Annotated in this window: 15 protein-coding genes; 11 read left to right on the forward strand and 4 right to left on the reverse strand. The window is 73.6% G+C overall.

Translation table 11 applies throughout. The features are described from left to right. Positions 1-40 precede the first annotated feature (40 nt). Positions 41-514 (reverse strand): lamin tail domain-containing protein, encoded by a 474-nt coding sequence (locus O7595_RS31780; protein ID WP_269732029.1) that lies wholly within the window; start codon positions 512-514, stop codon positions 41-43. A 596-nt stretch (positions 515-1110) separates the two neighbouring features. Here O7595_RS31780 and O7595_RS31785 point away from each other — a divergent pair. Continuing rightward, entirely contained in the window at positions 1111-1677 is a 567-nt protein-coding gene (locus O7595_RS31785; RefSeq protein ID WP_269732030.1) for a PadR family transcriptional regulator, read from the forward strand. Positions 1678-1798: 121 nt separating this feature from the next. Further along, positions 1799-3517 (forward strand): acyl-CoA dehydrogenase family protein, encoded by a 1719-nt coding sequence (locus tag O7595_RS31790; RefSeq protein ID WP_269732031.1) that lies wholly within the window; start codon positions 1799-1801, stop codon positions 3515-3517. A gap of 269 nt (positions 3518-3786) precedes the next feature. On the opposite strand, the gene O7595_RS31795 is transcribed toward O7595_RS31790, so the two are convergent. Further along, positions 3787-4494, reverse strand: a complete 708-nt coding sequence (locus O7595_RS31795; protein WP_269732032.1) for an AAA family ATPase — start codon at positions 4492-4494, stop codon at positions 3787-3789. Between the two features lie 337 nt (positions 4495-4831). Between O7595_RS31795 and O7595_RS31800 the strand changes: the two genes are divergently transcribed. From O7595_RS31800 to O7595_RS31825, 6 genes are all read left to right on the forward strand, one after another. Beyond that, on the forward strand, positions 4832-6238 hold the full coding sequence (locus tag O7595_RS31800) for an MFS transporter (RefSeq protein WP_269732033.1): 1407 nt from the start codon (positions 4832-4834) through the stop codon (positions 6236-6238). A gap of 163 nt (positions 6239-6401) precedes the next feature. Then, positions 6402-7697, forward strand: a complete 1296-nt coding sequence (locus tag O7595_RS31805) for a non-ribosomal peptide synthetase (RefSeq protein WP_269732034.1) — start codon at positions 6402-6404, stop codon at positions 7695-7697. Between the two features lie 374 nt (positions 7698-8071). Further along, on the forward strand, positions 8072-11203 hold the full coding sequence (locus tag O7595_RS31810) for a non-ribosomal peptide synthetase (protein WP_269732035.1): 3132 nt from the start codon (positions 8072-8074) through the stop codon (positions 11201-11203). After that, the gene (locus O7595_RS31815; protein ID WP_269732036.1) at positions 11203-13167 is read left to right on the forward strand and encodes a non-ribosomal peptide synthetase; all 1965 of its coding nucleotides are present in this window, start codon (positions 11203-11205) and stop codon (positions 13165-13167) included. The genes O7595_RS31810 and O7595_RS31815 overlap by 1 nt, the downstream gene beginning before the upstream one ends. A gap of 1 nt (position 13168) precedes the next feature. Continuing rightward, entirely contained in the window at positions 13169-15049 is a 1881-nt protein-coding gene (locus O7595_RS31820; RefSeq protein WP_269732037.1) for a non-ribosomal peptide synthetase, read from the forward strand. Then, complete coding sequence (locus tag O7595_RS31825) at positions 15039-18242, forward strand: condensation domain-containing protein (protein WP_269732038.1); 3204 nt, start codon at positions 15039-15041, stop codon at positions 18240-18242. The genes O7595_RS31820 and O7595_RS31825 overlap by 11 nt, the downstream gene beginning before the upstream one ends. 166 nt (positions 18243-18408) lie before the next feature. On the opposite strand, the gene O7595_RS31830 is transcribed toward O7595_RS31825, so the two are convergent. Next, positions 18409-20523 carry a SpoIIE family protein phosphatase gene (locus O7595_RS31830; RefSeq protein WP_269732039.1) on the reverse strand — a complete coding sequence of 705 codons (2115 nt, stop codon included), beginning with the start codon at positions 20521-20523 and terminating at the stop codon, positions 18409-18411. A 962-nt stretch (positions 20524-21485) separates the two neighbouring features. Between O7595_RS31830 and O7595_RS31835 the strand changes: the two genes are divergently transcribed. After that, positions 21486-21914 (forward strand): TIGR03668 family PPOX class F420-dependent oxidoreductase, encoded by a 429-nt coding sequence (locus O7595_RS31835; RefSeq protein ID WP_269732040.1) that lies wholly within the window; start codon positions 21486-21488, stop codon positions 21912-21914. 129 nt (positions 21915-22043) lie between these two features. Further along, positions 22044-22406, forward strand: a complete 363-nt coding sequence (locus O7595_RS31840) for a DUF4180 domain-containing protein (protein WP_269732041.1) — start codon at positions 22044-22046, stop codon at positions 22404-22406. Between the two features lie 60 nt (positions 22407-22466). Here O7595_RS31840 and sbnA read toward each other — a convergent pair whose 3' ends face one another. Further along, on the reverse strand, positions 22467-23450 hold the full coding sequence (gene sbnA / locus O7595_RS31845) for a 2,3-diaminopropionate biosynthesis protein SbnA (RefSeq protein ID WP_269732042.1): 984 nt from the start codon (positions 23448-23450) through the stop codon (positions 22467-22469). A 774-nt stretch (positions 23451-24224) separates the two neighbouring features. On the opposite strand from sbnA, the gene O7595_RS31850 reads away from it, so the two are divergent. Further along, entirely contained in the window at positions 24225-26768 is a 2544-nt protein-coding gene (locus tag O7595_RS31850; RefSeq protein ID WP_332328336.1) for a non-ribosomal peptide synthetase, read from the forward strand. Positions 26769-26792: the final 24 nt, after the last annotated feature.

Consider the following 26792-nt stretch of genomic DNA (forward strand, 5'->3'; position numbering starts at 1 on the left):
GCCGCATCGAGCGGCCGGGCCCCGGGTGTGCGGTGCCGCGTCAGCGGCGGTGTCCGAACCGTCCCCAGGACTTGGTGTCGAGGACGCGCCCGCGGTCGTTCCGGAGGGTCGCGGTGTCGCGGTTGTCCCAGACGTAGTTGCGGCGGTCCTGGTAGACGTCGGTGCGGGTGTCGCGGCCGATGCCGGTGTGCACCCGGACGCTGGAGCGTCCGCCCAGGCGCAGGTTGTCGAAGCGGTAGCGGTTGCCGTCCCGGTCGCTGAGGGTGTAACCGCGGAGGTTGACCGCGTGCCGGCCGGTGTTCCTCACCTCGACCCATTCGGCGTTGAGGCTGCGGTTGGACCGGTCGTCCCTGCCGGGGCTGTCGTACTGGACCTGCCCGATGACGACCGTCGACCGGAAGGAGTGGTGCCGGTCGTGGCCGGCAGCCGTCGCCGGCAGCGCGGCTGCCGCGACCAGAGCACCGGAGGCGAGTGCGGTGGCGACGACGCGGCGGGTGATGCGAGAAGCAGACATGGAATGCCCCTTCGAGGACGTGCCCGACAAGACCCTGCTCAGGGCCTCTGCGTGGCGGTTCGGGTTCCCGGCTTGCTGCCGAGGGCCCTCACTCTGGCCTGGTCGTGGGCCCTACGAGACGCAAACCGGACGCTATGACGAAATGCGGACATCTCCGTAACTCTTGCCTGTATGGATCAACCTTTTCGCGTCCACCGCGATCGAAGATGGTTTCATGTTGCATCGATCGGTTGACTGATCAACAACAAGCGGTTTCCGGCGCCCCGCGCGCCCCTCGCTCACGCATGTGCGCGCCCCCGGGAGGGGGTCCGATTTATGTAACAGTGCCCGTGTCGTCAGGGTCGAACGAGTGGCCCTGAGTCCAGCTTCCGTGCGAATTCCCACTACTCGCAGGGCCGGTGACTCGACAGGGCCGGCGCCTCGGCGGCTCGTCCGGCCGTGTGCGGCGCGACGTGGTTCCCTCTCCCGGATCGGCAGGTGGGCGGTCGAGCTGAAGGGTTCGGGGGAGTGGCGTCGCGACCTGCCTCGGGTGAGCCGCGTCTCATCCGCTCGCGGTGCCTTGTCTATGCAACGAGTTGCATAGAAGGATCGGGAGCATGGCGCTCGAACACGCGATCCTCGTCTCGCTGCTGGAGAAACCCGGCTCCGGCTATGAGCTCGCCCGCCGGTTCGAGCGGTCCATCGGGTACTTCTGGACCGCCACCCACCAGCAGATCTACCGCGTCCTCAAGCGCATGGAGGGCGACGGCCTGCTGGAGGCCCGCGAAGTGGCCCAGCAGAGCCGTCCGGACAAGAGGGAGTACTCCGTCGCCGGCCCCGGCCGCGCCGCCCTCTCGCGGTGGCTGCACGAGCCGGTCGAACCGGAGAGCATCCGGCACGAACTCGCCGTGAAGATCAGGGGTGCCGCCTTCGACGACCCGGCGGCGCTGATCTCCGAGGTCGAACGGCACCGCAGGGCGCACGGCGACCGGCTCGCGCACTACCTCTCGGGGGAGCGGCGGGACTTCACCGGTCCGGAGGCGTCCCTGCCGCTCGACGCCGGCCAGGAGCTCCAGCACGTCGTGCTGCGCGGCGGCATCGCCTACGAGCGGATGACGATCGCCTGGCTCGACGACGTCCTCGTCACCCTCCATCGGCTCGGGGCCGCTCGTCCGCGCACCTGAACCGCGCCGGCCGCGTGACGGCGCACCGGTCGCGCCGGCACACCCGTGGCCACCCACCCGTACCCGCTCCGCACCACCCTCGACGCACCGCATCCGACCCCGACCACGGAAGGCGTACCCCATGGCCGACCAGCTCCTGTTCAACCCGCGCACCTACGACCCGGCGCACTTCGACCCCGAGACCCGCAGGCTGCTGCGCGCCACGGTGGACTGGTTCGAGGCCCGCGGCAAGCGCAGGCTGATCGAGGACTACCGTTCCCGCGTCTGGCTGGAGGACTTCCTCGCCTTCGCCGCCAAGGAGGGCCTGTTCGCCACCTTCCTCACGCCGGCCCCCGACGCCGCACGGCCGGACCAGCGCTGGGACACCGCGCGTATCGCCGCGCTCAACGAGATCTTCGGGTTCTACGGCCTCGACTACTGGTACGCCTGGCAGGTCACCATCCTCGGCCTCGGGCCGGTGTGGCAGAGCGACAACGCCGCCGCCCGGGCACGCACGGCCGAACTGCTCTCCCAGGGCGAGGTGTTCGCGTTCGGTCTGTCCGAGAAGAGCCACGGCGCCGACATCTACTCCACCGACATGCTGCTGGAGCCCGACGGAGACGGCGGATTCCGGGCGACCGGTTCCAAGTACTACATCGGCAACGGCAATGCCGCCGGGCTCGTCTCCGTGTTCGGCCGCCGCACCGACGTCGAGGGCCCGGACGGCTACGTCTTCTTCGCGGCCGACAGCCGCCACCCGGCGTACCGCCTGGTGAAGAACGTCGTCGACTCCTCCAAGTACGTCAGCGAGTTCCGTCTCGAGGACTACCCGGTGGCGGCCGAGGACGTCCTGCACACCGGCCGCGCGGCCTTCGACGCCGCCCTCAACACCGTCAACGTCGGCAAGTTCAACCTCTGCACGGCCTCGATCGGCATCTGCGAGCACGCGATGTACGAGGCCGTCACCCACGCCCACAACCGCATCCTGTACGGCCGCCCCGTCACCGCCTTCCCGCACGTGCGGCGCGAACTGGCCGACGCCTACGTACGGCTCGTCGGCATGAAGCTGTTCAGCGACCGAGCCGTCGACTACTTCCGCTCCGCCGGCCCGGACGACCGCCGCTACCTGCTCTTCAACCCGATGACCAAGATGAAGGTCACCACGGAGGGCGAGAAGGTCATCGACCTGATGTGGGACGTCATCGCGGCCAAGGGCTTCGAGAAGGACAACTACTTCGCCCAGGCCGCCGTGGAGATCCGGGGCCTGCCGAAGCTCGAGGGCACGGTCCACGTCAATCTCGCGCTGATCCTGAAGTTCATGCGCAACCACCTGCTGGACCCGGTCGCCTATCCGGAGGTGCCGACCCGGCTCGACGCCGCCGACGACGGCTTCCTCTTCCGGCAGGGCCCTGCCAGGGGCCTCGGCTCCATCCGCTTCCACGACTGGCGCACCGCGTTCGACGCCTACGCCCGGGTGCCCAACGTCGCCCGCTTCCGCGAACAGGCCGACGCGCTGTGCGAGTTCGTCACCACCGCGGCCCCCGACGAGGCGCAGAGCCGTGACCTGGACCTCCTGCTCGCCGTCGGCCAGCTGTTCGCCCTGGTGGTGCACGGCCAGCTGATCCTCGAACAGGCCGGGCTGACGGGCCTGGACGAGGACGTGCTCGACGAGCTCTTCTCGGTCCTCGTCCGCGACTTCTCCGGCTACGCCGTGGAACTCCACGGCAAGGACTCCGCCGACGAGCGGCAGCAGAGCTGGGCGCTGGGGGCCATCCGCCGGCCGGTCGTCGACGAAGCCCGTTCCGCGCGCGTCTGGGAGCGCGTCGAGGCACTCTCGGGTGTCTACGAGATGGCTCCGTAGGCCACGAGGCCGACGTCCGCGGGTGCGCGACGGCGGCCCGCCCGGGCCGGCCGCCGGTCCGTGGCTCCGGGCTTCCGCCCTCCGCGCGGCGGTTCCGCGGCACCGCCGGAACCGCCGCCCGGCGGAAGGCCGCCCCTGCTCCGGAACTCCAGTGCATCCGATGGTGGATCGGGGGCAGAAGAAGACGCCGGAGCCCCTGTCCCACACGTCGGCGGGGCAGGGGCTCGTCGTATGCGTGAGGCCGGTGGGCCGCGCGGGGGAGGGGCGGCTCAGCCGAGGACGTGGCGCAGATAGGACCGCGGGTCGGCGAGATAGCGGCGCCAGTGGTCCACGAGGGCGAGCCGGTCCCAAGCGGTCCGGCGCATGCCGTGCTCGCCCACCTCCACGATGTCGGCGCCCGGGAGTGCGGTCAGCAGCGGGGAGTGGGTGGCGCAGACCACCTGTCCGCCCCTGCTCACCAACTCGTCGATGTGACCGAGCAGTTCCAGGCACGAGCCGAACGACAGGGCGGCTTCCGGCTCGTCCATGACGTAGAGGCCGGGCAGCAGGAACTTGTGCCGGAAGGCCGCCAGGAAGCCCTCGCCGTGACTGACGGAGTCCGGTGCGAATCCCTCCCGGTCCAGTGCGTCCAGTGCCGTCTCGGCACGGAGGAAGAAACCCTTGCGCGCCGACCAGCTGCCCATCATGCGCCGTCCCCGGGGCGCGGCGTCGAAGCGGATCCGCTCGCCCAGGGCGGACTTGGGGCGGTGGCCGGCGTAGCGCCAGTCGTGCGAACCGCCCCAGGAGTCGAGCCCGAAGCCCTCGGCGAGTGCTTCGACGAGGGTCGACTTGCCCGAGCCGTTCTCCCCGACCAGGAACGTCACCGGTGCCGTGAAGCGCAGTCCGTCCGCCAGCAGGGCACGTACGCACGGCACGTTCCACGGCCATGCGTCCTCGCGGTGCGGACCCACGGCTGCGTACGCGCGTTCGATGATCACCGACCGAGTCTCTCACGGCGTGTGTCCCCCGGTGTCGCTCACGTTCCCTAGCTGGCGGAATGACCGGTTCAGTCCCGCGGCGATCGTAGGTGGTTGTTTTCGGTCAGGATTTGAGTGGTCACGCTATGTGGCGGGTCGTGGGTGGGGATTCCGGGAGCCGCTCGCCCCGTCCCGGCTCCCCGTGTCCGGCGCGGGTGGGGCGGGGGCGGCGTTCATGCGCATGTACCTCGGGTATGGCGAGATTTTTCCTGAAGAGTCCCCAAGGTGGCGCAAGAATCGACCGAAAGTGACTGTGGGCTTTTGACTACTGATCAGCCATTCAGTGACTGTCGTTCACATGTCCGTCACATCCCGAGCCGCCGTCGGCGGCCCGATGCGCATGCGTGACTTCCGGCTGCTGCTCGCGGGAGCGGCCACCGGACAGCTCGGTGCCCACGTCACGCTGGTGGCCCTGCCGCTCGTGGCCGTCCTCGAACTCGACGCCACCGCCTTCCAGGTGGGCCTCCTCACCGCCGCGGAGACCGCGGCGTTCCTGCTCATCGGTCTGCCCGCCGGTGCCCTCGCCGACCGGATGCGCAAGCGGCCCCTGATGATCCGGGCGGACGTGGTGCGCGCCGCGGCGATGGCGAGCATTCCCGCGGCGGCCGTGGCCGGCGCCCTGACCATGGTCCAGCTCTACGCCGTCGCGCTGGTCGTCGGCGTGGCGACCGTGTTCTTCGACGTCGCCCACCAGAGCTACCTCCCCCAGCTGCTGCCCCGCGACCAGCTCGTCGCGGGCAACGGCGCGCTCGAGACGGTCCGTTCCACCGCCCAGGTGACCGGCCCCGGCATCGGCGGCGGACTGGTCCAGCTCGTCGGAGCCCACCTCGCGGTCATCGCCGACGCCGTCGGCTACGCGCTCTCCGCCCTGTTCCTGCTCGGCATCAAACGGCCCGAGGAACGGCCCGTGCCCGCCGCCGGCGGTTCCCTGCGCAAGGACATCGGCGAGGGCGTCCGCTTCGTCACCCGTCATCCGCTGCTCCGCGTCATCGCCGTCACCACGGGCCTCGCCAACCTCTGCACCGCCGTCCTCATGGCGACGCAGACCGTCCATCTCGTCCGCACCGTGGGGCTGCAGCCCGGGGCGCTCGGACTGGTCTTGTCCGCGTCGGCCGCCGGAGGGCTCCTCGGCGCCCTGTGCGCCGCGCGCCTGGCCGCACGGCTGGGCCAGGCACGGCTCATCCGTCTCTCCGCCCTCGCGACCGGACCGTTCGCCGTGCTGTGGCCCCTGTCCGGCCCCGGCGTCCCCGGGGCGGTCCTCTTCGCCACCGGATCCGCCGCCGTGTCCTTCGGTGCCGTCGTCTACAACGTCGCCCAGGTCAGCTTCCGCCAGGCACTGTGCCCGCCCCGGCTGCTCGGCCGGATGAACGCCACCCTGCGCTTCCTGATGTGGGGCACCCTGCCGCTCGGCGCCCTCCTCGGCGGCGCGATCGCCGAGTCCTTCGGCGCGCGCACTGCGCTCGCGTGCTGTGCCCTCGGCTTCCTCGCCGTACCACTGCCGCTGCTGCTCTCCCCGCTGCGCCGGATGCGCGACCTGCCGGGGCCCGACGCCCTCCCCGACGGCGCCGCGCAGGAGGCGTCGGACGGCCCACCGAACGGAGTCCCGCACGGAACACCGCACGACGGCGGACCCGGGTGCGGGAGACCGGGGGACGGCCGAAGCGCCGACGGCGACGAGCGGACCTTCCCCGCGTCGGCCCGCTGACCCGCCGTCGGCCCTCCCCGGCCGGGACCTCCCCGTCCCGGACCCCGGCTCGCGGCCCCCGTGCCCCACCTTCGCGCCCCACGCCGGACACCGCCGGTGCCCGCCCGCATCGCGCGCCCCATCGCCCCTCCCGCGGAACCGCGGTGACGACAGAGAGGATCACGTGCCTAGCATCACGAGCCAGTACCTGGCCCGCTACCGGCACCTCACCGCCGGCGACCGGGCCGGCTCCCTGCTGCCCGTCACCGGAGCACAGCGCCGCTTCGTGCTGGTGCGTTCGCTGGACCCGACGGGACGCCCCGACGTGGTGCCGATGTTCTTCGCCTTCCCGCCCGGCACCGTCGACGTCGAACGCCTCCGGTCAGCGGCCCGCCGCCTGGCCGCCCGGCACACGGCCCTGCGCTCGCGCCCCGCCGTGGTCCGCGGCACGCCCGTGCTCGTCGCCGGCGGACCGGAGGTCCCCGTGACCCGGCCCGCCGTCGTTCCCGGAGAGCGGCCCGCCGACACGCTCCGCCGTGCGCTGGCCGGCTGGGACCCGCACGGGTCGCCGCTGAGGCTGTTCCTCGTGCGCGACGACGATGGCAGGGTGGACGACGTCCTCGCCGTCGTCCTCGACCACGCCGTGTGCGACGGCCGCTCGTTGGCCCGGATCGTCGAGGAACTCGGCGCCGCGTACGCCGGGGGCGCCGACGCGGGCGAACCCGCCCCCGAGGAGACGGAGGCCGAACTCTCCGCCTACCGGGAGGCCGTCCTCCTGCAACTCGCCGCGGAGGAGCGGGCGGACACTGCCGAGGCCGCGGCGTACTGGGCGGACCGGCTCCGCGCCGTACGCGAACAGGCCCCGCCGCCGCGCCCGGAGCGCGTACCCGACGGCACGCTCCCCAGCGGCTCGGCCGAGGCCAGGCTGCCGGCACACGACGACACCGTGCCCTTCCCCGAACTGCTCGACGCCTGCCGCGCCGCCGCGCGTGCGCTCTACGGCCCGGGCGGCGTCGTGCCGCTCGGCTACCCCTGGGGCGGCCGCCCCACCGGTGCCGAGCCGGTCGTCGGCTGCTTCCTCAACACCGTCGTCTTCCCGGCCGCCACCTGCCACGGCCCGGCACCGGAGGTGACCGCCGACGCCTGGTGGGACGACCTCGACCGCGCCGACGCGCCCTTCGACGCGGTCGTGAGCGCCGCACGGTCCGCCGGTTCCGGCTGGACCGGACGCCTCGACGGACTGCTGACCGTGGACGACGACCGCCGCCGACCGCCGCTGCGGCTGGGCGGTGTCGAGGGGCGGGAGATCCACATCGACGGCAGGACGGTCCGGGGGCCCTTCGCCGTGTCCGTCACCCAGGGGGCCGAGCTCCGCGTGCGGATGGTCTGGGACCGCGCGGTCCTGGACGACGACACGGCGAACGAGGCGTTCGACTCCCTCGCCGGCGCGCTGCGCCCACCCGGGCGGGCCGTGGACTGACACCCCCCCGCACGGCGTGGCGGCGCGGCCCGGGCGAAGGACCCGCATGAACCGGACCGGTGCCCCCCCGAGTCGGCCCGGCGCCCGGACCACCGGGCACCACCGCGCCCGCGACACCACGGGCCGGACGGCGGCGCGCACCAGGGCGTCACAGCGCCCCCCACCACCCCGCACGACCGCATGTCGACGCACAGAGCCCGCACGACCGCACGTCGACGCGCACCACCCGGACCTCCCGCCGACGTACGACGCAACCCCGACGTGACCACCGTCCGAAGCGCCACCGCGCGACCCGCGGAGCGCCCGTACGACCACCGCCGGCCACGACCGTGACCGGCGCAGGACAACCGACCCGACGACCTCAGGGATCGCCCATGCTTCCGCTCTCCTCCTCGCAGGAGATCGTCTGGCTGCACGAGCAGATGCAGCCGGGCAGCCGCGCCTACAACTTCACCGCCGCACTCGACCTCTGGGGCACGCTCGACACCGAGGCGCTGCGCCGCGGGCTCGCCGCCACCCTGGATCGCCACCCCGGCCTGCGGCTCGAACTCGTCGCCTCCACCGGGTCCGTACCGGGGCAGCGGGTCGCGCAGAAGTGCCGGCCGAGGCTGAGCACGGTCGACATCAGTGGGGAGGAGGACCCCGAGGCGGCGTTCGCGGAGCTGCTGCGCGCCGAGGCCGAGTCGTCGCTCGACACCTTCGAGGCCCCGCTGCTCCGCTGGACACTCGTCCGTCTCGCGGAGCGCCACCACCGCCTGATCCACGTCGAGCACCACCTGATCCACGACGGGCACTCCTTCGCGATCCTGCTCGACGACGTGTTCGGCGTCTACCGCGCCCACGTCCTCGGCGAGCCCGCGGAGCTCCCGCCCGCCCCGTCGTACGCGGACCACGTCCTCGCCCGGGCCGGGGCGGCGATCGCCCCCGAGAGCCTCGACTTCTGGCGGACGGCACTCCGCGACCAGCCCCACGATCTGCCACTGCCCGGCCTCGCCCGCCCCGGCGCCGGGCGCAGGCACCACGGCGGGCAGCTGCGGCAGTCGATCGGTGCCGACCTCGCCGGGCGGCTGCGCGAGCACGCCCGCTCACGCGGCCTCACCCCGTTCGCCACGCTCCTCGGGCTCTTCGCCGAACTGCTGCGCCGGCACAGCGGACGCTCCCGGATGGTGGTCGGCACGGCGGTCGGCAACCGGCCCCGGGGCTACGAGAACTCCGTCGGCATGTTCGTCAACACCATCCCGCTGCCGATCGCCCTGGACGCCGGCTTGCCCGCGCAGGACACCATGGACGAGGTCACCGACACCCTCATCCGCGCCCTGCCGCACCAGGACGTGCCCGTCCAGGAGCTGACGCGCGCGCTCGGCATGCACTCCTCGGGCGCCGACAACCCGCTGTTCTCCGTCATGTTCAGCGCCCACGACGCCCCGCTCCCCGAGATCGACGTACCCGGCCTGGACATCACGCTCTTCGAGGGGTTCAACACCGGCACCACCCGGTTCGACCTCGACGTCGTGCTGCTGCCCGACGACCGGCGCGGTGTCACCCCGCGCCGCGGCGCGGCCGGTATGACACTGGTCTGGGACTACGACGCGGACCTCTTCGGCGAGCACGTGGCACGCCTGCTCGCCGGCCGCTTCCTGGAGCTGCTCCGGGCCTACCTCGACGCCCCGGAGACCCCGCTGGCCGATCTGGCGCCCGCGGCCCTGGAGCCGGCCGCCGAAGCCGTCGCCGTACCGGCGGACCGCGACCCGCTCGATCCCACGGCCGGCCACGACCCGTCCCTGCCGGCCCTGCTGTCCGGCGCACGGCGCCTCACCTACGGCGAACTCGACGCGCGCGTCGGCTCGCTCGCGCAGCGACTGCGTGCCGCGGGTGTCACCCCCGGACAGCCGGTGGCCGTCGTCCTGCCCAGGGGAGCCGACTCCGTCGTCGCGCTGCTGGCCTGCCTGCGCACCGGCGCCGTCCACTGCCCGCTGTCCCCCTCCGATCCGCCCGCCCGGCTCGCACTGCTCCTGGAACGGCTGGGCCCGGCGCTGGTGCTCACCGGCGAAGGCGGGCCGGCCGTACCGGACGGACTGCCCGCCGCCCGGGTCGACGCACCCGTGCTGCCCCCCGTGCGCGAGGCCCCGGTACTCCCCGGCACCACGTACGTCATCCACACCTCCGGATCCACCGGGACCCCGAAGCCCGTCGCCGTCGGGCGCGCGGCGCTGGAGCACCATGTGACGGCGGTCGCGGACCGGTTCGGCCTCGCCGCCGGGGACCGGGTCCTGATGTTCGCCCAGCCGTCCTTCGACGTGGCGCTGGAGGAGGTGCTGCCGACCCTGTACGCCGGGGCGTGCCTGGTCCTCCCCGACCACGAGGTGCCCACCGGCGCGGAGCTCGCCGACCTGCTCGCGTCCGCGCGCGTCACCGTCGCCAATCTGCCCACCAGCTACTTCCTCGCCACCCGCGACGACCTGCGTCCCGCGCTGCGCGACGGGAGCTGGGCACCGCGGCTGCTCGTCCTCGGCGGCGAGCGCCTTCCCGCGGACGCCCTCCGCGACGTCCTCGCCGACACCGGGGCGACCGTCCTCAACGCCTACGGCGTCACCGAGGCCGCCATCAGCTCCACCGTCCACGAGATCTCCCGCGACGCCCTCTCCGACGGTGCCGAGATCCCCCTCGGCACCGAACTCCCGGGCGAACGCGTCCATGTCCTCGACGCCCACCGCCGTCCGCTGCCGCCCGGCGCCGTCGGTGAACTCGCCATCGCCGGGCCGGGTCTCGCCGAGGGGTACGCCGGGAACCCGGAGGCGACGGCCACCCGTTTCGTCACCGTCGGCGCGCTCGGCGGGGAGCGCGTCTACCTGACCGGAGACCTGGGCTACCGCGGACTGGACGGCCTCCTGTACTTCCTGGGCCGGCGGGACAACCAGATCAAGCTCCGAGGGCACCGCATCGAGCTGGAGGAGATCGAGGCGGCGGCGTCCGCCGCACTCGGTGGCCGGTCCTGCGCCGTGGTCCTGGACCGCGAGACCGCCGGAGGCCCCCGGCTCGTCGGTTTCCTCGAGGACGGCGGCGGCCTCGCGGCGTTCGACGAGAAGACGCTGCACGCCGAGCTCAGCCGCCGACTGCCGGGCCCCCTCGTCCCCGCGCGCTGGGCACTGCTCGACACCATGCCGACCCTCGCCGGAGGCAAGCCCGACCGGACGGTGCTCGCCCGCCGTGCGGCGGCACTCGAGCCCGCGGCACCCGCCGCGTCCTCGCCCGCCGCCGTGCCGGACGATCCGATGACGGCCCTGCTCGCGGAGGGCTGGCGCGAGGTCCTCGGCCACAGCAGGTTCGACGCGCGCTCCCACTTCTTCCGCAGCGGAGGCCACTCGCTCCTCGCCGCCGAGCTCGCGGCCTGGCTGGAGCCCCGGCTGGGCACCCGCCCGCCGCTCAGGGTGCTCTTCCGCAACCCCGTGCTCGCCGACCAGGCCGACGCCCTCGCGGCCACCTCCACCCTCTCCACGGAGTCGTGATGACCCAGCCCCTGACCACCCCTGACACCACGGAAGCCGCCGCCGGCGCGATCGTCCGCGGTGCCGAGGCCGCCGGTACCGGACCCGCCGTTGTCACCGCCGCCGTCGCCCATGGTCCCGACGGCACCCCGCTGAGCGTCGCCCACGGCCCCGCGGCCCGACCGACCGGCGTGCTCGCCCGCTTCGAGGACTGGGTCCTGCGCACCCCGCAGGCCCCCGCCGTGATCGACGGCGACCGCACCTGGACGTACCGGGATCTCGACACCACCGCCGCGCGCGTCACCACCGCACTGCGCGACCGCGTGGGACCCGGGGACCTGGTCGGCGTCTGCCTCGACCGCTCCGCGGCCCTCGTCGTGACCGCCGTCGCGCTCGCCCGCCTCGGTGCCGTCTACCTGCCGCTCGGCCCCCGCCCCGGCGAGCGACGCACCGAGGCCGTCACCGAGGACCTCGACGTCGCCTGCCTCGTCGGCGACCCCGGAGTCCTGCCCGCCCGCCACCGTGCCGGGGACCTGACAGCGCTGCCGCTGCCCACCGAGGGCAGCAACGCCCCCACCGCCCCCGTGGCCGCCTTCGCCGCCCCGGCCGACGGCGCGCGACGGGCGCCCGAGGACGCGCTGTACGCCGTCCTCACCTCCGGTTCCACCGGCCGCCCCAAGGCGGTCGCGGTGGCCGGGCCCGCCCTGTCCGTCGCCCTCGACTGGTACCGGGCCGAGACCGGTCTCGCACCGGGTGACCGTCAGTCCCTGCTCATCGGTGTCGCGTTCGACCCCCACCTGCTGGAGCTGTGGGCCGGGCTCACCTCCGGAGCCGCCCTGGTCCCCGCACCCGACGACGTCCGCTGGGACTCGCACGTCCTCACCGACTGGTGGCGCGACGCCGCCGTCACCGTGTCCGTGGCCGCCACCCCGATGGTGGAACCGCTGCTGGACCGGCCGTGGCCCCAGGACCTGAGGCTGCGTCATCTCGTCGTCGGCGGCGACCGGATGCGCCGGCGGCCCGGCCCCGACGTCACCGCCACCGTCCACAACGCCTACGGTCCCGCGGAAGCCACGGTCGTCACCACCACGTACGCCATGCGCGGCACCGACGCACAGGCGGGCAGCGCGACCCCGCCGCCCATCGGCACCCCCCTGCCCGGCGTCACCGTCGTCGTCACGGGGGAGGACGGCCGGCCCGTCGCCCGCGGACGGGACGGCGAACTCCGCATCGGCGGACACTGTCTGGCGCTCGGCTACCTCGACCCCGAGCTGACCGCACGGCGCTTCGCCGCCCCTCCGCAGGATCCGCCGCTGCCCGGCGTCGACCGTCTCTACCGCACCGGCGACCGGGTGCGGATGACCGCCGACGGAAGCCTCGAGTTCCTGGGACGCCTCGACGACCAGGTCAAGATCAGCGGCGTACGGATCGAACCGGCCGAGGTGGAGGCCGCGTTCGAGCGGGACCCGGCCGTCCGGAGCGCCGTCGTGACCGTGCTGCGCGACGAGTCCGGCCACGCACGCCTCGTCGCCCACGTACGGCCCGCCGCCGGCACCCGGCCCGCTACCGGTGACCTGCTGGCGGCGGTCCGCGCCTGGCTTCCCGAACAGGCCGTGCCCACCGCCGTGCGCATCGTCGAGAGCTACCCCCTCGACGCCAACGGCAAGGTGGACCGGGCCGCGCTGGCGGCGGGGACCTCCGCTTCCGGCGGCTCCGCGCCCCCCTCCGGCGACGCCGGGGCGACACCCGCCGAACGGCTCGTCCTCACGACCGTACGGGACCTCCTCGCCCGGCCCGGCACCTCCCTCGGCGACAACTTCACCGACGCGGGCGGCACTTCCGTCGTCGCCGCCCGGCTGCTGGCGGCGGTCGAGCGCGAGACGGGCGTCCGCCTGCGCGCACCCGAACTGCTGCGCAGCCCGGACCTGCGCGCCTTCGCCGCCCTCCTCGACGAGCGCCGGACCGCACGGCCGGCAGGAGCCTGAGATGTCACACAGCACCCCCCAGCCCCTCGACACCACGACGGACGTGCCCGCGCGGCCGCTCGCCGACCCGGCCGGCCCCGGAACGCGGCCGTCCGCGCCACGGGCCGGACTGCCCGCACTCGTCGCCCGGCACGCAGAACTCGACCCCAACGCCCTGGCCGTGGTCGACGGCGACACCACCCTCACCTACGGCCGGCTGGTCGCGGCCGGCCGTGCTCTCGCCGCACGCCTGCGCGACCACGGGGTGGCCCGCGGCGACCGGGTCGCGCTGCTCACCACCCGCTCGGCCCGTACGATCGTGGCGCAGCTCGCGCTGTGGTGGGCCGGAGCCGTGTGCGTGCCGCTCGACCCCACCCAGCCCCGACCGCGCACCGAGGCGATGACGGGCGACGCGGAGGTGACGCTCACCGTCGGCGACGCCAAGCTGCTGGACGCGTCCGTGGTCGCCGGCCCGGTGCTCGCCCTGCCCGAGGAGCCGCTGACCAGCAGCACCGATCTCCCGGAGGAAGTCGACCCGGACAGCCCTGCGTTCATCATGTTCACCTCCGGCTCCACCGGACGTCCCAAGGGCGTCGCCGTCCCGCACGGCGCCATCGCCGAACTGGTCACCGCACCGGAGTACGTCACCGTCACCGCACGGGACCGCGTCCTCTTCCACTCGCCGATGACCTTCGACGCCTCGACGTTCGAGGTGTGGGCCGCCCTGGCCAACGGTGCCGCAGTGGTCGTGTGCACCGTGGAGCGCCCCACCCTGGAGGACCTGTCCCGGCACGTCGAACGCCACGGTGTGACGGTGGCGTTCTTCACCACCGCCCTCTTCCACCAGCTCGCCGCCCGCCGCTCCCGCGTCTTCGACCAGCTCCGTTCGGTCGTCGTGGGCGGTGAGGCGCTGGCCGCCGCCCAGGCCCGCGAGGTGCTGACCGCCTTCCCGTGGCTGGAGTTGGTCAACGGCTACGGACCGACCGAGACGACCACCTTCGCCACCGCCCACCGGGTCACCCGGGCCGACTGCGACGGCCCGATACCGATAGGCCGGCCCATCGCCGGCGCGACCGTGCACGTCCTGGACACGGACGGCCGCCCGGTCGCGGACGGCGACCGGGGAGAACTGTGGATCGGCGGCAGCAGGCTGGCCCACGGCTACACCGGACTGCCCGCGCTCACCGCCGAGCGGTTCGTCGACCACCCCGGCACCGGACGGCTCTACCGCACCGGCGACATCGTCTCCCACCGCCCCGACGGCACGCTCGACTTCCACGGGCGCAACGACGACCAGGTCAAGGTCCGCGGATTCCGCATCGAACCCGGCGAGGTCGAACACGCCCTGCGCGAGTGCCCCGACGTCGAGGACGCCGCCGTCACCGTCGACCGGGTGGGAACCCCCGAGGCGCGCCTCGTCGCCTTCGTCGTGCCCGCGCCCGGCCCGGTGCCCCGGCCCGCGGCGCTCCGCGACCGGCTCGCCGACGTCCTGCCCGCCCATCTGGTGCCCGACGCGGTCACCGTGGTGGAGCAGCTGCCGCTCACGCCGTCGGGCAAGGTCGACCGGCGCGCGCTCGGCGGACTCAACGGAACAGGCGGGAACGCCGGTACGCCGGCGGCGCCGCTGGCACCGCTGGAGGGGGCCGTCGCCGAGGTGTGGAGCCGAGCGCTCGGCAGCGAGGTCACCCGTGCCGACGCCGACTTCCTCGCTCTCGGCGGCCATTCGCTGCTCGCTCTCGCCGTCACCGACGACCTGCGTGAGGAACTCGGTGTGGAGATCGCCCTCGCCGACTTCTTCACCGCCCCGACCGTCGCCGGCCAGGCCGCCCTGGTCGAGCGCGCCCTGCTGGCCGCGCACGGCGACCTCCACCCCGAGATCCCGGAGCACAGCGATGCCCACTGACGCCGACCCCGTGCCGCCGGCCCGGCAGGAACTCCAGCGGGAACTGCTGCGCCGCGCCCGCGCCGCCCGGCGCACCTCGGCCGCACCCGTCCCGTCAGCGCCGGATGCGACCGGCGAGGGTGCCGTCGCCGCAGGAGCGGCCGGCGACGCACGGCAGGACGCCGCCGCCCGCCCCGACGGCACGCGGCCCGACCCGACGCCGACCGGCTCCGCTTCGCAGGCCGGGCTCGGCGGCCGGGCCCCGCTCTCCCGCGCCCAGCGCCGCATGTGGCTGATGGAACGGCTCGGCGGCTCGGGCGACTCCTACCACGTGCCGTTCGCCACCCGGGTGCGCGGTCCGTTCGACCCGGCCGCGCTCGGCATCGCGCTGACCGGGCTGGTGCGCCGGCACGGGATCCTGCGCACCCGCTACGCCCAGCACGACGGCGAGCCGTACCAGGAAGTGCTCCCGGCCCCGCGGGCCGTGCCCGTGCCCGTGGTCGGCAGCACCGAGGCGGAGGCCCGGCAGGCTCTGGAGCGGGAGGTCGCCCGTCCGTTCGACCTCGCGGCCGGGGAAGCGGTACGGGCGCTGGTCCTGCGTCACGGGGAGCAGGACCACACCGTCTTGCTGACGTTCCATCACATCGCCGTCGACGGCGGGGCGCTGGAGACGGTCGCGAAGGAGCTCGCCGCCCTCTACACCGCGGCCGTCGACGGAACGGGCGGGGACGGCCTCGCCGTACCACCGCAGTACGCCGACCACGCGCGCCGCGAACGGGCCGGCGCCCCGGAGCTCGAGGACGGGCTGCGCCGCTGGAGCGGCCTGCTGGCCGAGGCCGCGCCGCCCCGGCTTCCCCGCCCGGCGGCCGCTCAGGACGGCGCCCCCCGGCGGGCGGCCGTCCGCACCGTGCCGCTCGCCCCACGGCTGCCCGGCGCCCTGCGCGCACTGGGCGCCGAGCGGCGCGCCACGCTCTTCGCGGTGGCGCTCGCCGCGGCCTTCGCCGCACTGCACCGGCTCACCGGCGACGACGACCTCGTCATCGGAGTGGCCGGCACCCACCGCCGCGGAACGGCCATGCGCGGCCTCGTCGGACTGTGCGTCAACACCCTGCCCGTACGGGTCGACGCCTCCGGCGACCCTTCCTTCGTCGAACTGCTGGACCGGGTGCGCGACGCGCTCCTGGAGGCCCAGCGCCACCGGCACATCCCGTTCGACCTCGTCCTCGAACGCCTCGGTGCCGGTGCGCGCGGCGTCGACGGCACCGCGCTCGTCCGTGTCACCTCGGACGTCCTCGGCGAGCCCACGGTGCTGCGGCTGCCCGGCACGTCGGCGGAGTACGTCGACGTGGCGGCCACCGGGGCGAAGTTCGACCTGTCCTTCGGGCTGGGGCTGGGCGACCCGGCGGAGCCGGTGGCGCTCGTCCAGTACGACAGGACCGCGCTGGACGACGCCGTGGCCGAGGCGACCGCCCGGCACTACGCGGCGCTGCTCGACACGGCGGTCTCCGACCCGAGCCTTCCGTTGAGCGGGCTCCCGGTTCCCGGCACGGTGGTCGGCTCCGGCTCCGTCGCCGGGTCAGGTCCGGCCGCCGCCCCGGACGGGACCGGCGACGCACCCGCCGCCGGCGCCGCGGACATGCCGGTAGCCGCCGTGTGCGGGCACGACGGGCGGGCCGCCGCGAGTTCGCGGGACGAGGCGTCCGCGCACGAGGCCGGCACAGCTGCAGCCGGGACCGGTCCGGACGACCCCCATGAGCACCCGGCCGCACGGATCCTGCGCGCCCACCCGCGAGTCACCGACGCCGCGGTGGTCCACCCCGCCGAGGGACCGTCACTGGCCTACGCCGTACTGCGCGACGGAGTCGGTCCCGCACGCGACGACCTCCTGGGTCTGCTCCGGCGGACGCTCGCCCCCGAGTCCGTGCCCGCCGCCGTCACACTGCTCGACGTGCTGCCGCGCGCGGCCGACGGCACGGTCGACCGGACCCGGTTGCCCGGTCTCCCCGTGCCGGACGCCCCGACGGGACCGCGTGCCCGGGCCGTCACCGAGGGATTCACCGCGCTGCTGGGTCTGGTCCCCTCGCCGGACGACGACTTCTTCGCCCTCGGCGGCCACTCCTTGGTCGCGGTGCAGCTCGCCGAGCGGCTGCGCACCGCCGTCAAGCTGCCGCTGACGGGACTCGACGTGCTCCAGGCACGGACTCCCCGGGCGCTCACCGCCCTGCTCGACGTCCGGGCGGCCGAGCAGACCGCCGCCGGTACCGACAAGGCGGCGAAGGCCGCGTCCGGCCGGCCGCGCGGTACCCGTGCCGGCACGGTGCTGGTGACCGGGGCGACCGGTGGCGTGGGCGCGTTCGTGCTGCGTGAACTGGTCGCCCGCGGACGGCCCGTGCTGGCCCTGGCCCGGCCCGAGTCGGCCCATCTGGCCGCCGCGGAGGGCGTCGACGTCGTGGAGGGCGACCTCGGCGATCCGGAAGGGTTGCGGGACGCCGTCGCGGGCGCGGACGCGGTCGTCCACGCGGCCTGCACCTTCACCCGTCCCGAGGTGGACCTGGCGGCCATGGAGGCCATGACGGCGGCTTGGCGGCGCGGTCCGTTCGTCTTCGTCAGCAGCGTCGACGCCTACGGCCACCCCGAGGGGGACCGGGTCGCCGAGGAGTCGCCGTCGTACGAGCCCCTGAGCCCGTACGGGAGGGCCAAGCTCGACTGTGAGGCGATGCTGCTGAGGGCGGCCGGGACCGAGGGACGCGGAGGAGCCAGCGCCGTGCGCTCACCGATCGTCTGGGGCGCGCACGACAGGCTCCGCGAACAGCTTCGCTGGGGCGCCACCGGCCGCCTCTACCAGGCCGCCCGTGAAGGCGGACCGATCGAGCTGCCCCGCCCGGGCACCGCCGGTCACCCCTGGTACGGGGTCGCCTGGGTGCACGCCGCCGCACTGGCCCGGGCGGTGGCCGACTGCGTCGACCGGCCCGTGCACGGCGTCGCCAACGCCTGCAGCGGGCACGTCTCCTGGCGGGACCTGACCGGAGACCTCACCGAACTGCTCGGAACCCGCTGCGAGTTCCGCGAGACCGACGGGACGCCCCGTGATCTCGACCACCACTGGCACTACGACAGCGCCCGCCTGGCCGCATCTCTCCGGGCTAGGCCGGGGGAGGATCGCAGGACGGTGCTGGCGGAGATGGTCAGCGGCATGTCCGACGGCAACGGCTGATGCGGTGGCGACGGCGGCGCCCGGGGTCCATGGGGGCTGCCGGGCGCCGCCGTCGCGTGGTCCGCCGTCCCCGGCAGCGCGTGCCCCTCCCGGCGATGGCCCGCCGACACCGGACGGACGGGAGGCCACGGCCGGCCAGGAGGCGCGGCGCATGCGGACGCCGACGTCATCCGCCGGTCGTGGGGAAGCGCATGAGCAGCAGGGCGATGTCGTCGACGGGGTTGGGGACGTGCTGGATGAGCGTGTCCGCCAGGGCGTCCAGGTCGGCGGGATCGGCGCTCCGGAGCAGGTCGCCGAGCGAGTCGAGCGCGTCGTCCGGATCCACCCCCGGCTCCTCGACGAGGCCGTCGGTGTAGAGGAGCAGCACGCAACCGGGCGGCAGGGGGAAGCCCAGCGTCGGGTAGTCGGCCTCCGGGTCGATGCCGAGGAGCAGGCCCGGTGGCACGGCCAGCACTTCGGTGCGGCCGTCGGCATGCCGCAACAGGGGCCGCGTGTGCCCGGCGGTGGCCATGCAGAGCTCCCGCCGGGCCATGTCCACATGGGTGTAGAGACAACTGGTGAACAGATCGCTGTCGAGGTCGATGAGCAGACGGTTCGTGCGGCGGAGGACGTCGTCGGGAGGGGCGCCGGCGGTGGCGTGGGCGTGGACGGCGGTGCGGACCTGGCCCATCAGCGCGGCGGCGTCGATGTTGTGGCCCTGGACGTCGCCGATGGCCGCCGCGGCGGTGGTGTCGTCCAGCCGGATGAGGTCGTAGAAGTCGCCGCCGACATCGAGACCCCGTCCCGCGGGCAGATAGCGCGCGGTCACGTCGAGTCCGGGCACGCGGGGGAGGCTGTGGGGCAGCAGCGCGGCCTGGAGACGGCGGGCGACGTCGTGTTTGGTGTCGTACAGCCGGGCGCGCTCCAGGGCCTGGCCGATCAGCCCGGCGAGCGAGGTGAGGACGGCCCGCTCGGTGGGAGGGAACCGCTTGTGCCGGTCGTACGCCAGCACCAGGGACCCGATCGGCCGTCCGGACGCGATCAGCGGCAGCACCGCCCAGGACTCCATGCCGTCCCGGTGGACGGCCTGGGGATGGGCGCGCCTGAGCTCGGCGAAGTCGCCGAAGAAGCCCGCCTCGCCGGTGAGCATGGTCCGGGCGGCCGGAGTGTCCGGCGTCAGGGGGACGTCGTCGAAGCGTTCCATGAGCGCGTCGCTGTAGCCGCGGTGACCGAGAACCCGCAACCGCCCGTCCTCGGCGGCCAGCAGGGCCATGGCCTGCGCTCCGAGTGCCGGCATGAGCTGGTCCGCGCTCTGCTCGACGACGTCCTTGACGCCGGCGGCCTCGGTGAGTGTGGCGGCCAGATGCATCAGGTGGTACAGCACGGTGGCGCGACTCGGGCCGGCCGGTGGCGCGGCCCCCGGCCCGGGCGCCTTCGGACCGGGGCCGCAGGGGGTGATGCGGACGCTGATGCCGGAGGCGTCCGGGTACAGCTCGAAGGTGAGCCGGGTGTCCGGTGGGCGGAGCGCGGTGAACGAGGTGGGCAGCTTGCTGACCAGGGCCGCTCGGTACCGGTCCTCGACCTCGGGCACGTCCGTCCACGGCAGCGCCTCCCACGGCAGTGCGCCGAGCAGGTCCGCCGGATCGGCGCCTACGAGCTCGGCGGCCTCACGGGTGATGAAGGCGATCCGCCCGTTCAGGTCCAGGGCACAGGATCCGCCCGGCAGCCGTTCGACGAACGCGGCCAGCGCCTCGGGCGGTCCCAGCTCCCGGTCCGGTTCCGGAGCGACGGTGCGGGGACGTTTGCAGGGCACCAGTTCGCCGGCCTCCGCGGCCGTCCGCAGGGCGCGGCCGAGTCGGCGGCAGGCGGCCTCGACGAGTGCCCGCTCGTCGGAGCCGAGCCGAGCGGAGTGCGTTCCCGGCCACAGCAGCACCAGCCCGCCCTGAAGGGCGCCGTTGTCGACAACCGGCGCAGCCGCCAGCACGAAGTCGTAGGGCAGCACGAGGGACGGCCTCGGGTACCGCCGCGCCATTTCCTCCGTGCCGCCCACCCACACCAGTCGTCCTTCCCGCACGGCATCCGCGACGGGAAGCGGATCCGTCAGCGCCACCCGGATCCACGGGGCGGCGATGTGGCGGGGAACGCCGGTCAGGAGCGCCAGCCACAGGGCGTCCGCGCCGGCCTCGAAGACGTACAGCATCGCGGCGGAGGCGCGGGAGTCCCGCACCGCGTCCACCAACGCGGCTTCCACGTCCCGGCCCGGGCCCTCCGCGGCACGCGAACCGGCGGGCTTGTCGCTCATCCGTACGCCCCGCTCATCCGAACTCCCCGGTCACCCCGGCGGTCCCGGTCCGCGCGTCGGACCCCGTCCGCGGCCACGTCCACGGCGCGTCCGCCTCGCGCTCCGGCAGGGGCCGGAGGCCATCGGTGTCCGGAGTCGCACGGGTCGGCGTCTCCCGGCACGGCGCGCCGGCCGTACCTCCCGGCGTTGTGCGGCTCCGCGACGCCGGCGGCCGTATGCGGCCGTGTGCGGCGGTCCCACCGAGCATCGCCCATATGCGGACCATAAGCCCGGCCGCCGCCGAGGACACCCGGGCGGTCGCACGCGCCCCCCGGGCGGGCGCGCGGCCGTACGCAAGCGGTCACGGCAGGACGGCACCCAGTGATCCACGGACCGGGCGCCGGGCGTCTGTGCGGGGCCGTTGCCCGTCCCGCACGGACGGCCCGGCGGGCCCGGCGCGGCCGGGAGGACGGCCAGCGGCCTTCCCCGGGCCGGGGCCTGCGCCCGCGCCCCTTGCCCCCGGTCACGGTGGCGCCCCCGGCGCCGGAACCCGTGGCGGTACCGGGGGCCGTGGCGGGACCGGGACGTGCGGCCCTGACGAGGCCGTACGTCGACCACCCTGCCCGGCCCGGTACCGGTGACCTCCGGCGTTGACGAGGCAGCGCATCTCCGACTGTCCCGGCCCCACCTCTGCCCCGGCACCTGCTCTCCGCCCCGGTCCCGCTCCGTTCCGGTCCGCGCGCCACCTCCCTGCCACCTGGGAGAATGGACCACGTGTGATGTGCCCTGCCGCAGTTCCTTGCCCGGCCGCCCCCCGCGGGAGCGCCACGACCCGTCGACTCCCGTACCCGACCCCGAGGAGTGGTTGTGGAATTCGGTGTCTCGCTCGTCATCACCGACCAGGGAATCCGCACGGCACCGCTGGGAACGGCATACCGGGAGCGCGCGTTCGAGTCGTTCGGGTTCCGCGGAGACGGGGCGCGATGCCTGCCCTGACGAGCGCCGAGGCACGGGAGCGGTTCGCGGCGGCCCGGGTGGCCCGGCTCGCCACGGTCGGCACTGCCGGCCGTCCGCATCTGGTCCCCGTCGTGTTCGTCCTGGACGGCGACAGGGTGATGACGGCCGTGGACCACAAGCCGAAGGGCACGACTCGGCTCAGGCGCCTGGCCGACATCGAGGCCGCCCCTGCCGTCTGCCTGCTCGTCGACCACTACGAGGAGGACTGGGACCGGTTGTGGTGGGTCCGCGCGGACGGGGAGGCACGTGTGCTCCCTGGGGCGGGCCGGTCCCCCGAGGCCGCACGCTGCACCGCGTTGCTGACGGCGAAGTACGGGCAGTACGTCGGCCGGCCTCCTGCCGGCCCCGTGGTTCTGGTCGACATCGTGGGCTGGAGCGGTTGGCGTGCCTCGTGAGGGCCGGGCGGGGCGGGTGTCGAGGTCCAGCCGGGGTGCCGGCGACCACGCCCGTCGGCCCGGTCCGGAGTCGGTCCGGCCGGTAATGCCGTCGACGCCCGACCGCAGTGGGAACTAGGTTGGGTCGCCATGACCACCCTGGAGGAGATCCACGACGTTCCGGTGCTGCTCTGCACCGCGGAGGGGAAGCCCATCGGCGGCGAAGCCGACGCCCTGGACCTCATCGGTGATGCGATGTACCAGGGTGCTCGTTGGGTCGCCGTGCCCGCCGAGCGGTTCGACGAGTCGTTCTTCAGGCTCCGCACCCGCGTCGCCGGTGACATCGTGCAGAAGTTCGTCAACTACCGGCTGGGTCTGGCGATCGTGGGCGACATCTCCGCCCACACGGAAACCGCCCCCGCCCTCCGGGACTTCGTCCGTGAATGCAACCGTGGCCGACAGACGTGGTTCGTCGCCGACGGTGAGGAACTGCGGGAGCGTCTGAAGGGCTAGGGACCTGCCGCCTGCCGCCTGCCGACCGGCAGGCGGCGCTCCCGGGCCCGGGCCGGGGAGTCAGACCACGGGGGAGGGGGCCACCGCGGCCGGCGGGGCGAGTACGTGCTCGCCGTAGAGGTCGTGGACCCAGTTGGTCTGGTAGACCGTCTCCAGGTACCGCTCGCCCAGGTCCGGCGCGATGGCCACCGCGGTCGGACTCTCGTCGCCGTGCGCGGCGAGCCAACTCGTCGCGCCGCTGACGACCGTTCCGGTGGAACCGCCGAAGAGGAATCCGCGCCTCGCCAGCCGGTGACACGCCCGGATGGTGTCGGCCTCCGGGACGTGTACGACCTCGTCCACGTACGAGGTGTCCAACAGCGGCGGACGGACGCTGGTGCCCAGACCGGGGATCATCCGCCGGCCCGGGGTGTCGCCGAAGGTGACCGAGCCGGCGCTGTCCACCGCCACGATCCGCACGGGGCGGTGCCATTCCCGGAAGTAGCGTGCGCAGCCCATCAGCGTTCCGGTGGTCCCGGCACCGACGAACAGCACGTCCAGGTCGGGGAACTGCCGGGCGATGGCCGGAGCGGTCCTGCGGTAGTGGGCCATGCCGTTGTTCGGGTTCGTGTACTGGTTCAGCCATACGTAGCGGTCGTCGGACGCGCACAGAGCCCGCACATGGTCGATGCGAGCACCGAGGAACCCGCCCTCGCCGGGCTCGGTGACGACGTGCACCTCGGCGCCCAGGGCCTCCATCAGCAGCCGGGTGGACAGATTGCAGCGTGAGTCCGTCACGCAAAGGAACCGGTAGCCCTTGCTGGCGGCGATCATGCTCAGTGCCACGCCCAGGTTTCCCGACGAGGACTCGATCAGGATCGAGCGCGGCCCCAGAAGGCCGTCGCGCTCGGCGGCCTCGACCATCTCGGTGGCGGCCTTGAGCTTGATCGAGCCGGCGAAGTTGAACCCCTCGCATTTCAGGAACAGCGGGTGCCCGGAAAACGACTCGAGGTCGACATAGAGATCGTCTTCGTTGAAGTCCTGCGGGACGGATATGACAGGCACGGCGGCCTCCTGCCAGGGCGTGTGGGAATCGGGGACGAAAGCCGTCCGGGTGTCGCCCGAACGCCTCTCCAGTACGCCCTCCGGGAGACCCTCCGTCATGCCACCGGAATTCGGGACTTGACATCGAAGCGCAGTGTGCTTGTCGATCAGACTTCGATGTCTGTGCAGGTCAGCGCTGTGATCGAGAGAACGGGACGAGATCAGCGGACACGCGGCGAAATGCGGTCGCGCCGCCTGACCCGATACGGCTCCCGCGTCAAGTGGCGAATTCCCGTAGCAGGACAGGGCCAGCCCCGATGGGGCCTACTGGATTGCGTTCGACTCCGGCGGAACCCAAGAAGGGGTCCGCCGTGGGACGGCCTGGGAAGGGTCGGCCCGGGAACGGACGATTCCAAGGGAAAAGGCAGTGCAATGGTGCGGATTGCAGGTGTGCGACCGATGCGTTCGTGGTTCCGTGACGAGGACGGGGCCCATGGCCCGTCCTGCCCCGGCGACCCCCATCGGGCGCAGGCAGGGCCTTCGGCCGGCCCGCCAGGGACAGCCCCCGGCGGCATGACGCAACGTGACCGTGAGTCCTTCGGCCATGAAGTTCCCCCTAACGCTCGGTGGGGCGGCAACCCGGCCCGGGAAGTACGGGACCACGAGGCTCTCCAGCACGAGGCCGTGCACAACGCCACCATCCACCACACCGCGGCCCCGGAACACGCCCACCGACGGCCCACCGGCACCGCGACGTCACCCCACACACCACCAGAGCAACCGAGGAAAGAAGCGATGGACATGCATGCGGACACGGGCCGGGACTTCTGGCGCGACGTGCTCGGCGCCGGCGGGCTGACCATGATCCCGAGGTGGACGACCGAACCGGTGCCGGGGAGCGCGGAGCACGTGGCCGGGGTTCCGGACGAGCTCGCGCAGGGCCTGCGGCGACTGGCCGAGGAGCTCGGGGTCCCGGCCACCTCACTGGTCCTCGCGGCCCACGCGCGCGTGCTGGCGGTGCTGTCGGGCGAGGACGAGGCCGTCACCGGCTGGGTTCCCGCTCCGGGTGCTCCGGCGCTGCCGCACCGGGTGGCCACCGACGTCCCCTCGTGGCGGACCCTCGTCCGGGACGCCCATGACACCGTGACGCGGATCGCCGAGTACCGGGACTTCCCCGTCGAGTCCCTGCGCCGGCAGATGGCGATCGCGGGGCCGGTCACCGAAGCCGAGTTCGACCCCCACGGGATCGACGGGGACGTGGGTGGCGGTGCTGTGTTGCGTGTGTCGGTGGTGGAGGGGGTGGGCGGGGAGTTGGTGCTGGGGTTGCGGTTCCGCACCGATGCGCTGGACGGGGAGGCGGCGGGCCGGATCGCCGGCTACCACCTGGCCGCGCTGGAGCAGATGGTCGCAGGTCCGGACACGGCCCCGGCTTCCGTGGTCTCCGACCAGGAGGTGGGTTTTCAGGTGGAGGGGCTGGCGGGTCGGCGGCGGGAGTTGCCGGGGTTGCGGGTGCACGAGTTGTTCGAGGAGCGGGTGCGGATGCATCCGGATGCGGTTGCGGTGGTGCACGGGGGGCGGGAGTGGACGTACGGGGAGTTGAACGGGCGGGCGAACCGGTTGGCGCGGGCGCTGCGGGTGCGGGGTGTGGAGGGGGAGGGTGTGGTGGGGGTGGTGCTGGAGCGGAATGCGGACTGGTTGGCGTCGGTGTTGGCGGTGTTCAAGGCGGGTGGGGTGTATCTGCCGATCGAGCCGGGTTTCCCGGCGGGTCGGATCGCGGCGACGTTGTCGCGGGCGGGGTGCCGGGTGGTGGTGACGGAGTCGGGGAGTTCGGCCTCGTTGGACGAGGCGTTGGTCGCGGTCGGTGGGGTGGAGCGGCTGTTGGTGGATGTGGCGTATGCCGAGGGGCACGCTCGGGAGGATCTGGGTGTGCCGGTGGCGGCGGGGCAGTTGGCGTACATCTACTTCACCTCCGGTTCGACGGGTGAGCCGAAGGGTGCGATGTGCGAGCACGCGGGTCTGGTCAATCATCTGTTCGCGAAGATCGACGATCTGGGGATCGGTGAGGGCGGTGTGGTGGCGCAGGTCGCGCCGCAGTGCTTCGACATCTCCTTGTGGCAGTTGGTGGCGGGGTTGTTGGTGGGTGGGCGGACGGTGCTGGTGGAGCAGGACGCGGTGCTGGATGTGTCGCGGTTCCTGGACACGGTCATCGGGGCCGGGGTGAACGTGTTGCAGGTGGTGCCGTCGTATCTGGAGGCGGTGTTGGCCGCGCTGGAGCGGGAGCCGCGGCGGCTGGGGGAGGTGCGGTGTGTGTCGGTGACGGGTGAGGCGTTGAAGCGGGAGCTGGTCGAGCGGTGGTTCGCCGCGCAGCCGGGGATCGCGCTGGTCAATGCCTATGGGCTGACGGAGACCTGTGACGACACCAACCATGAGGTGATGACGGGGGTGCCGGGGCGGGTGCTGCTGGGGCGGCCGGTGGCCAATGTGCATGTGTATGTGGTGGACGAGGGGTTGCGGCCGGTGCCGTTGGGTGCGCCGGGGGAGATCGTGTTCTCGGGGGTGTGTGTGGGGCGTGGGTATGTCAATGATCCGGAGCGGACGGCGGCGGTGTTCGTGCCGGATCCGTTGCGGCCGGGTGAGCGGTTGTACCGCAGTGGGGATCGTGGGCGGTGGGATGTGTCGGGGAAGTTGGAGTTCCTGGGTCGGCGGGACACGCAGGTGAAGGTCCGTGGGTTCCGGATCGAGATCGGTGAGGTGGAGAACGCGCTGCTGGGTCAGGCGGGGGTGCGTGAGGGTGCGGTGGTCGCCGCGCCGGGGGCGGCGGGGACGCAGTTGGTGGCGTTCTACGGTGCGGTGGCGCCGTTGGAGAGCGGGGTGTTGGCGGCGGGGTTGGGTGCGGTGCTGCCGTCGTACATGGTGCCTTCGGTGTTCCACTGGCGGGGGGCGGGGTTGCCGCTGACCGCGAACGGCAAGGTCGACCGGAAGGCCCTGACCGCGCTCGCGGCGGGTCTCGGGAGTGCGGCCGCGGCCGGTGGTGGCGGGCGTGAGGCGCCGGCGACCGCGGCGGAACGGCGGCTGGCGGCGGCCTGGTCGGCCGTGCTCGGTGTGCCCGAGGACCGGATCGGCCGGGGCGACCACTTCTTCGACCGCGGTGGCACATCGCTGTCCGCGGTGAAACTCGCGATCGCCCTGGACCGGGCCGTCACCCTCAAGGACGTCACCCGCCACCCCGTCCTCACCGACCTCGCCGCACTCCTCGACACCGACACCGACACCGACACCGACACCACCAACGACACCACCAACGACACCACCAACGACCAACCCGCCCCCGCCTCCTGAACACCGTGCCGACCGAGACCGAAC

Source organism: Streptomyces sp. WMMC940, from assembly GCF_027460265.1.
Taxonomy (GTDB): domain Bacteria; phylum Actinomycetota; class Actinomycetes; order Streptomycetales; family Streptomycetaceae; genus Streptomyces.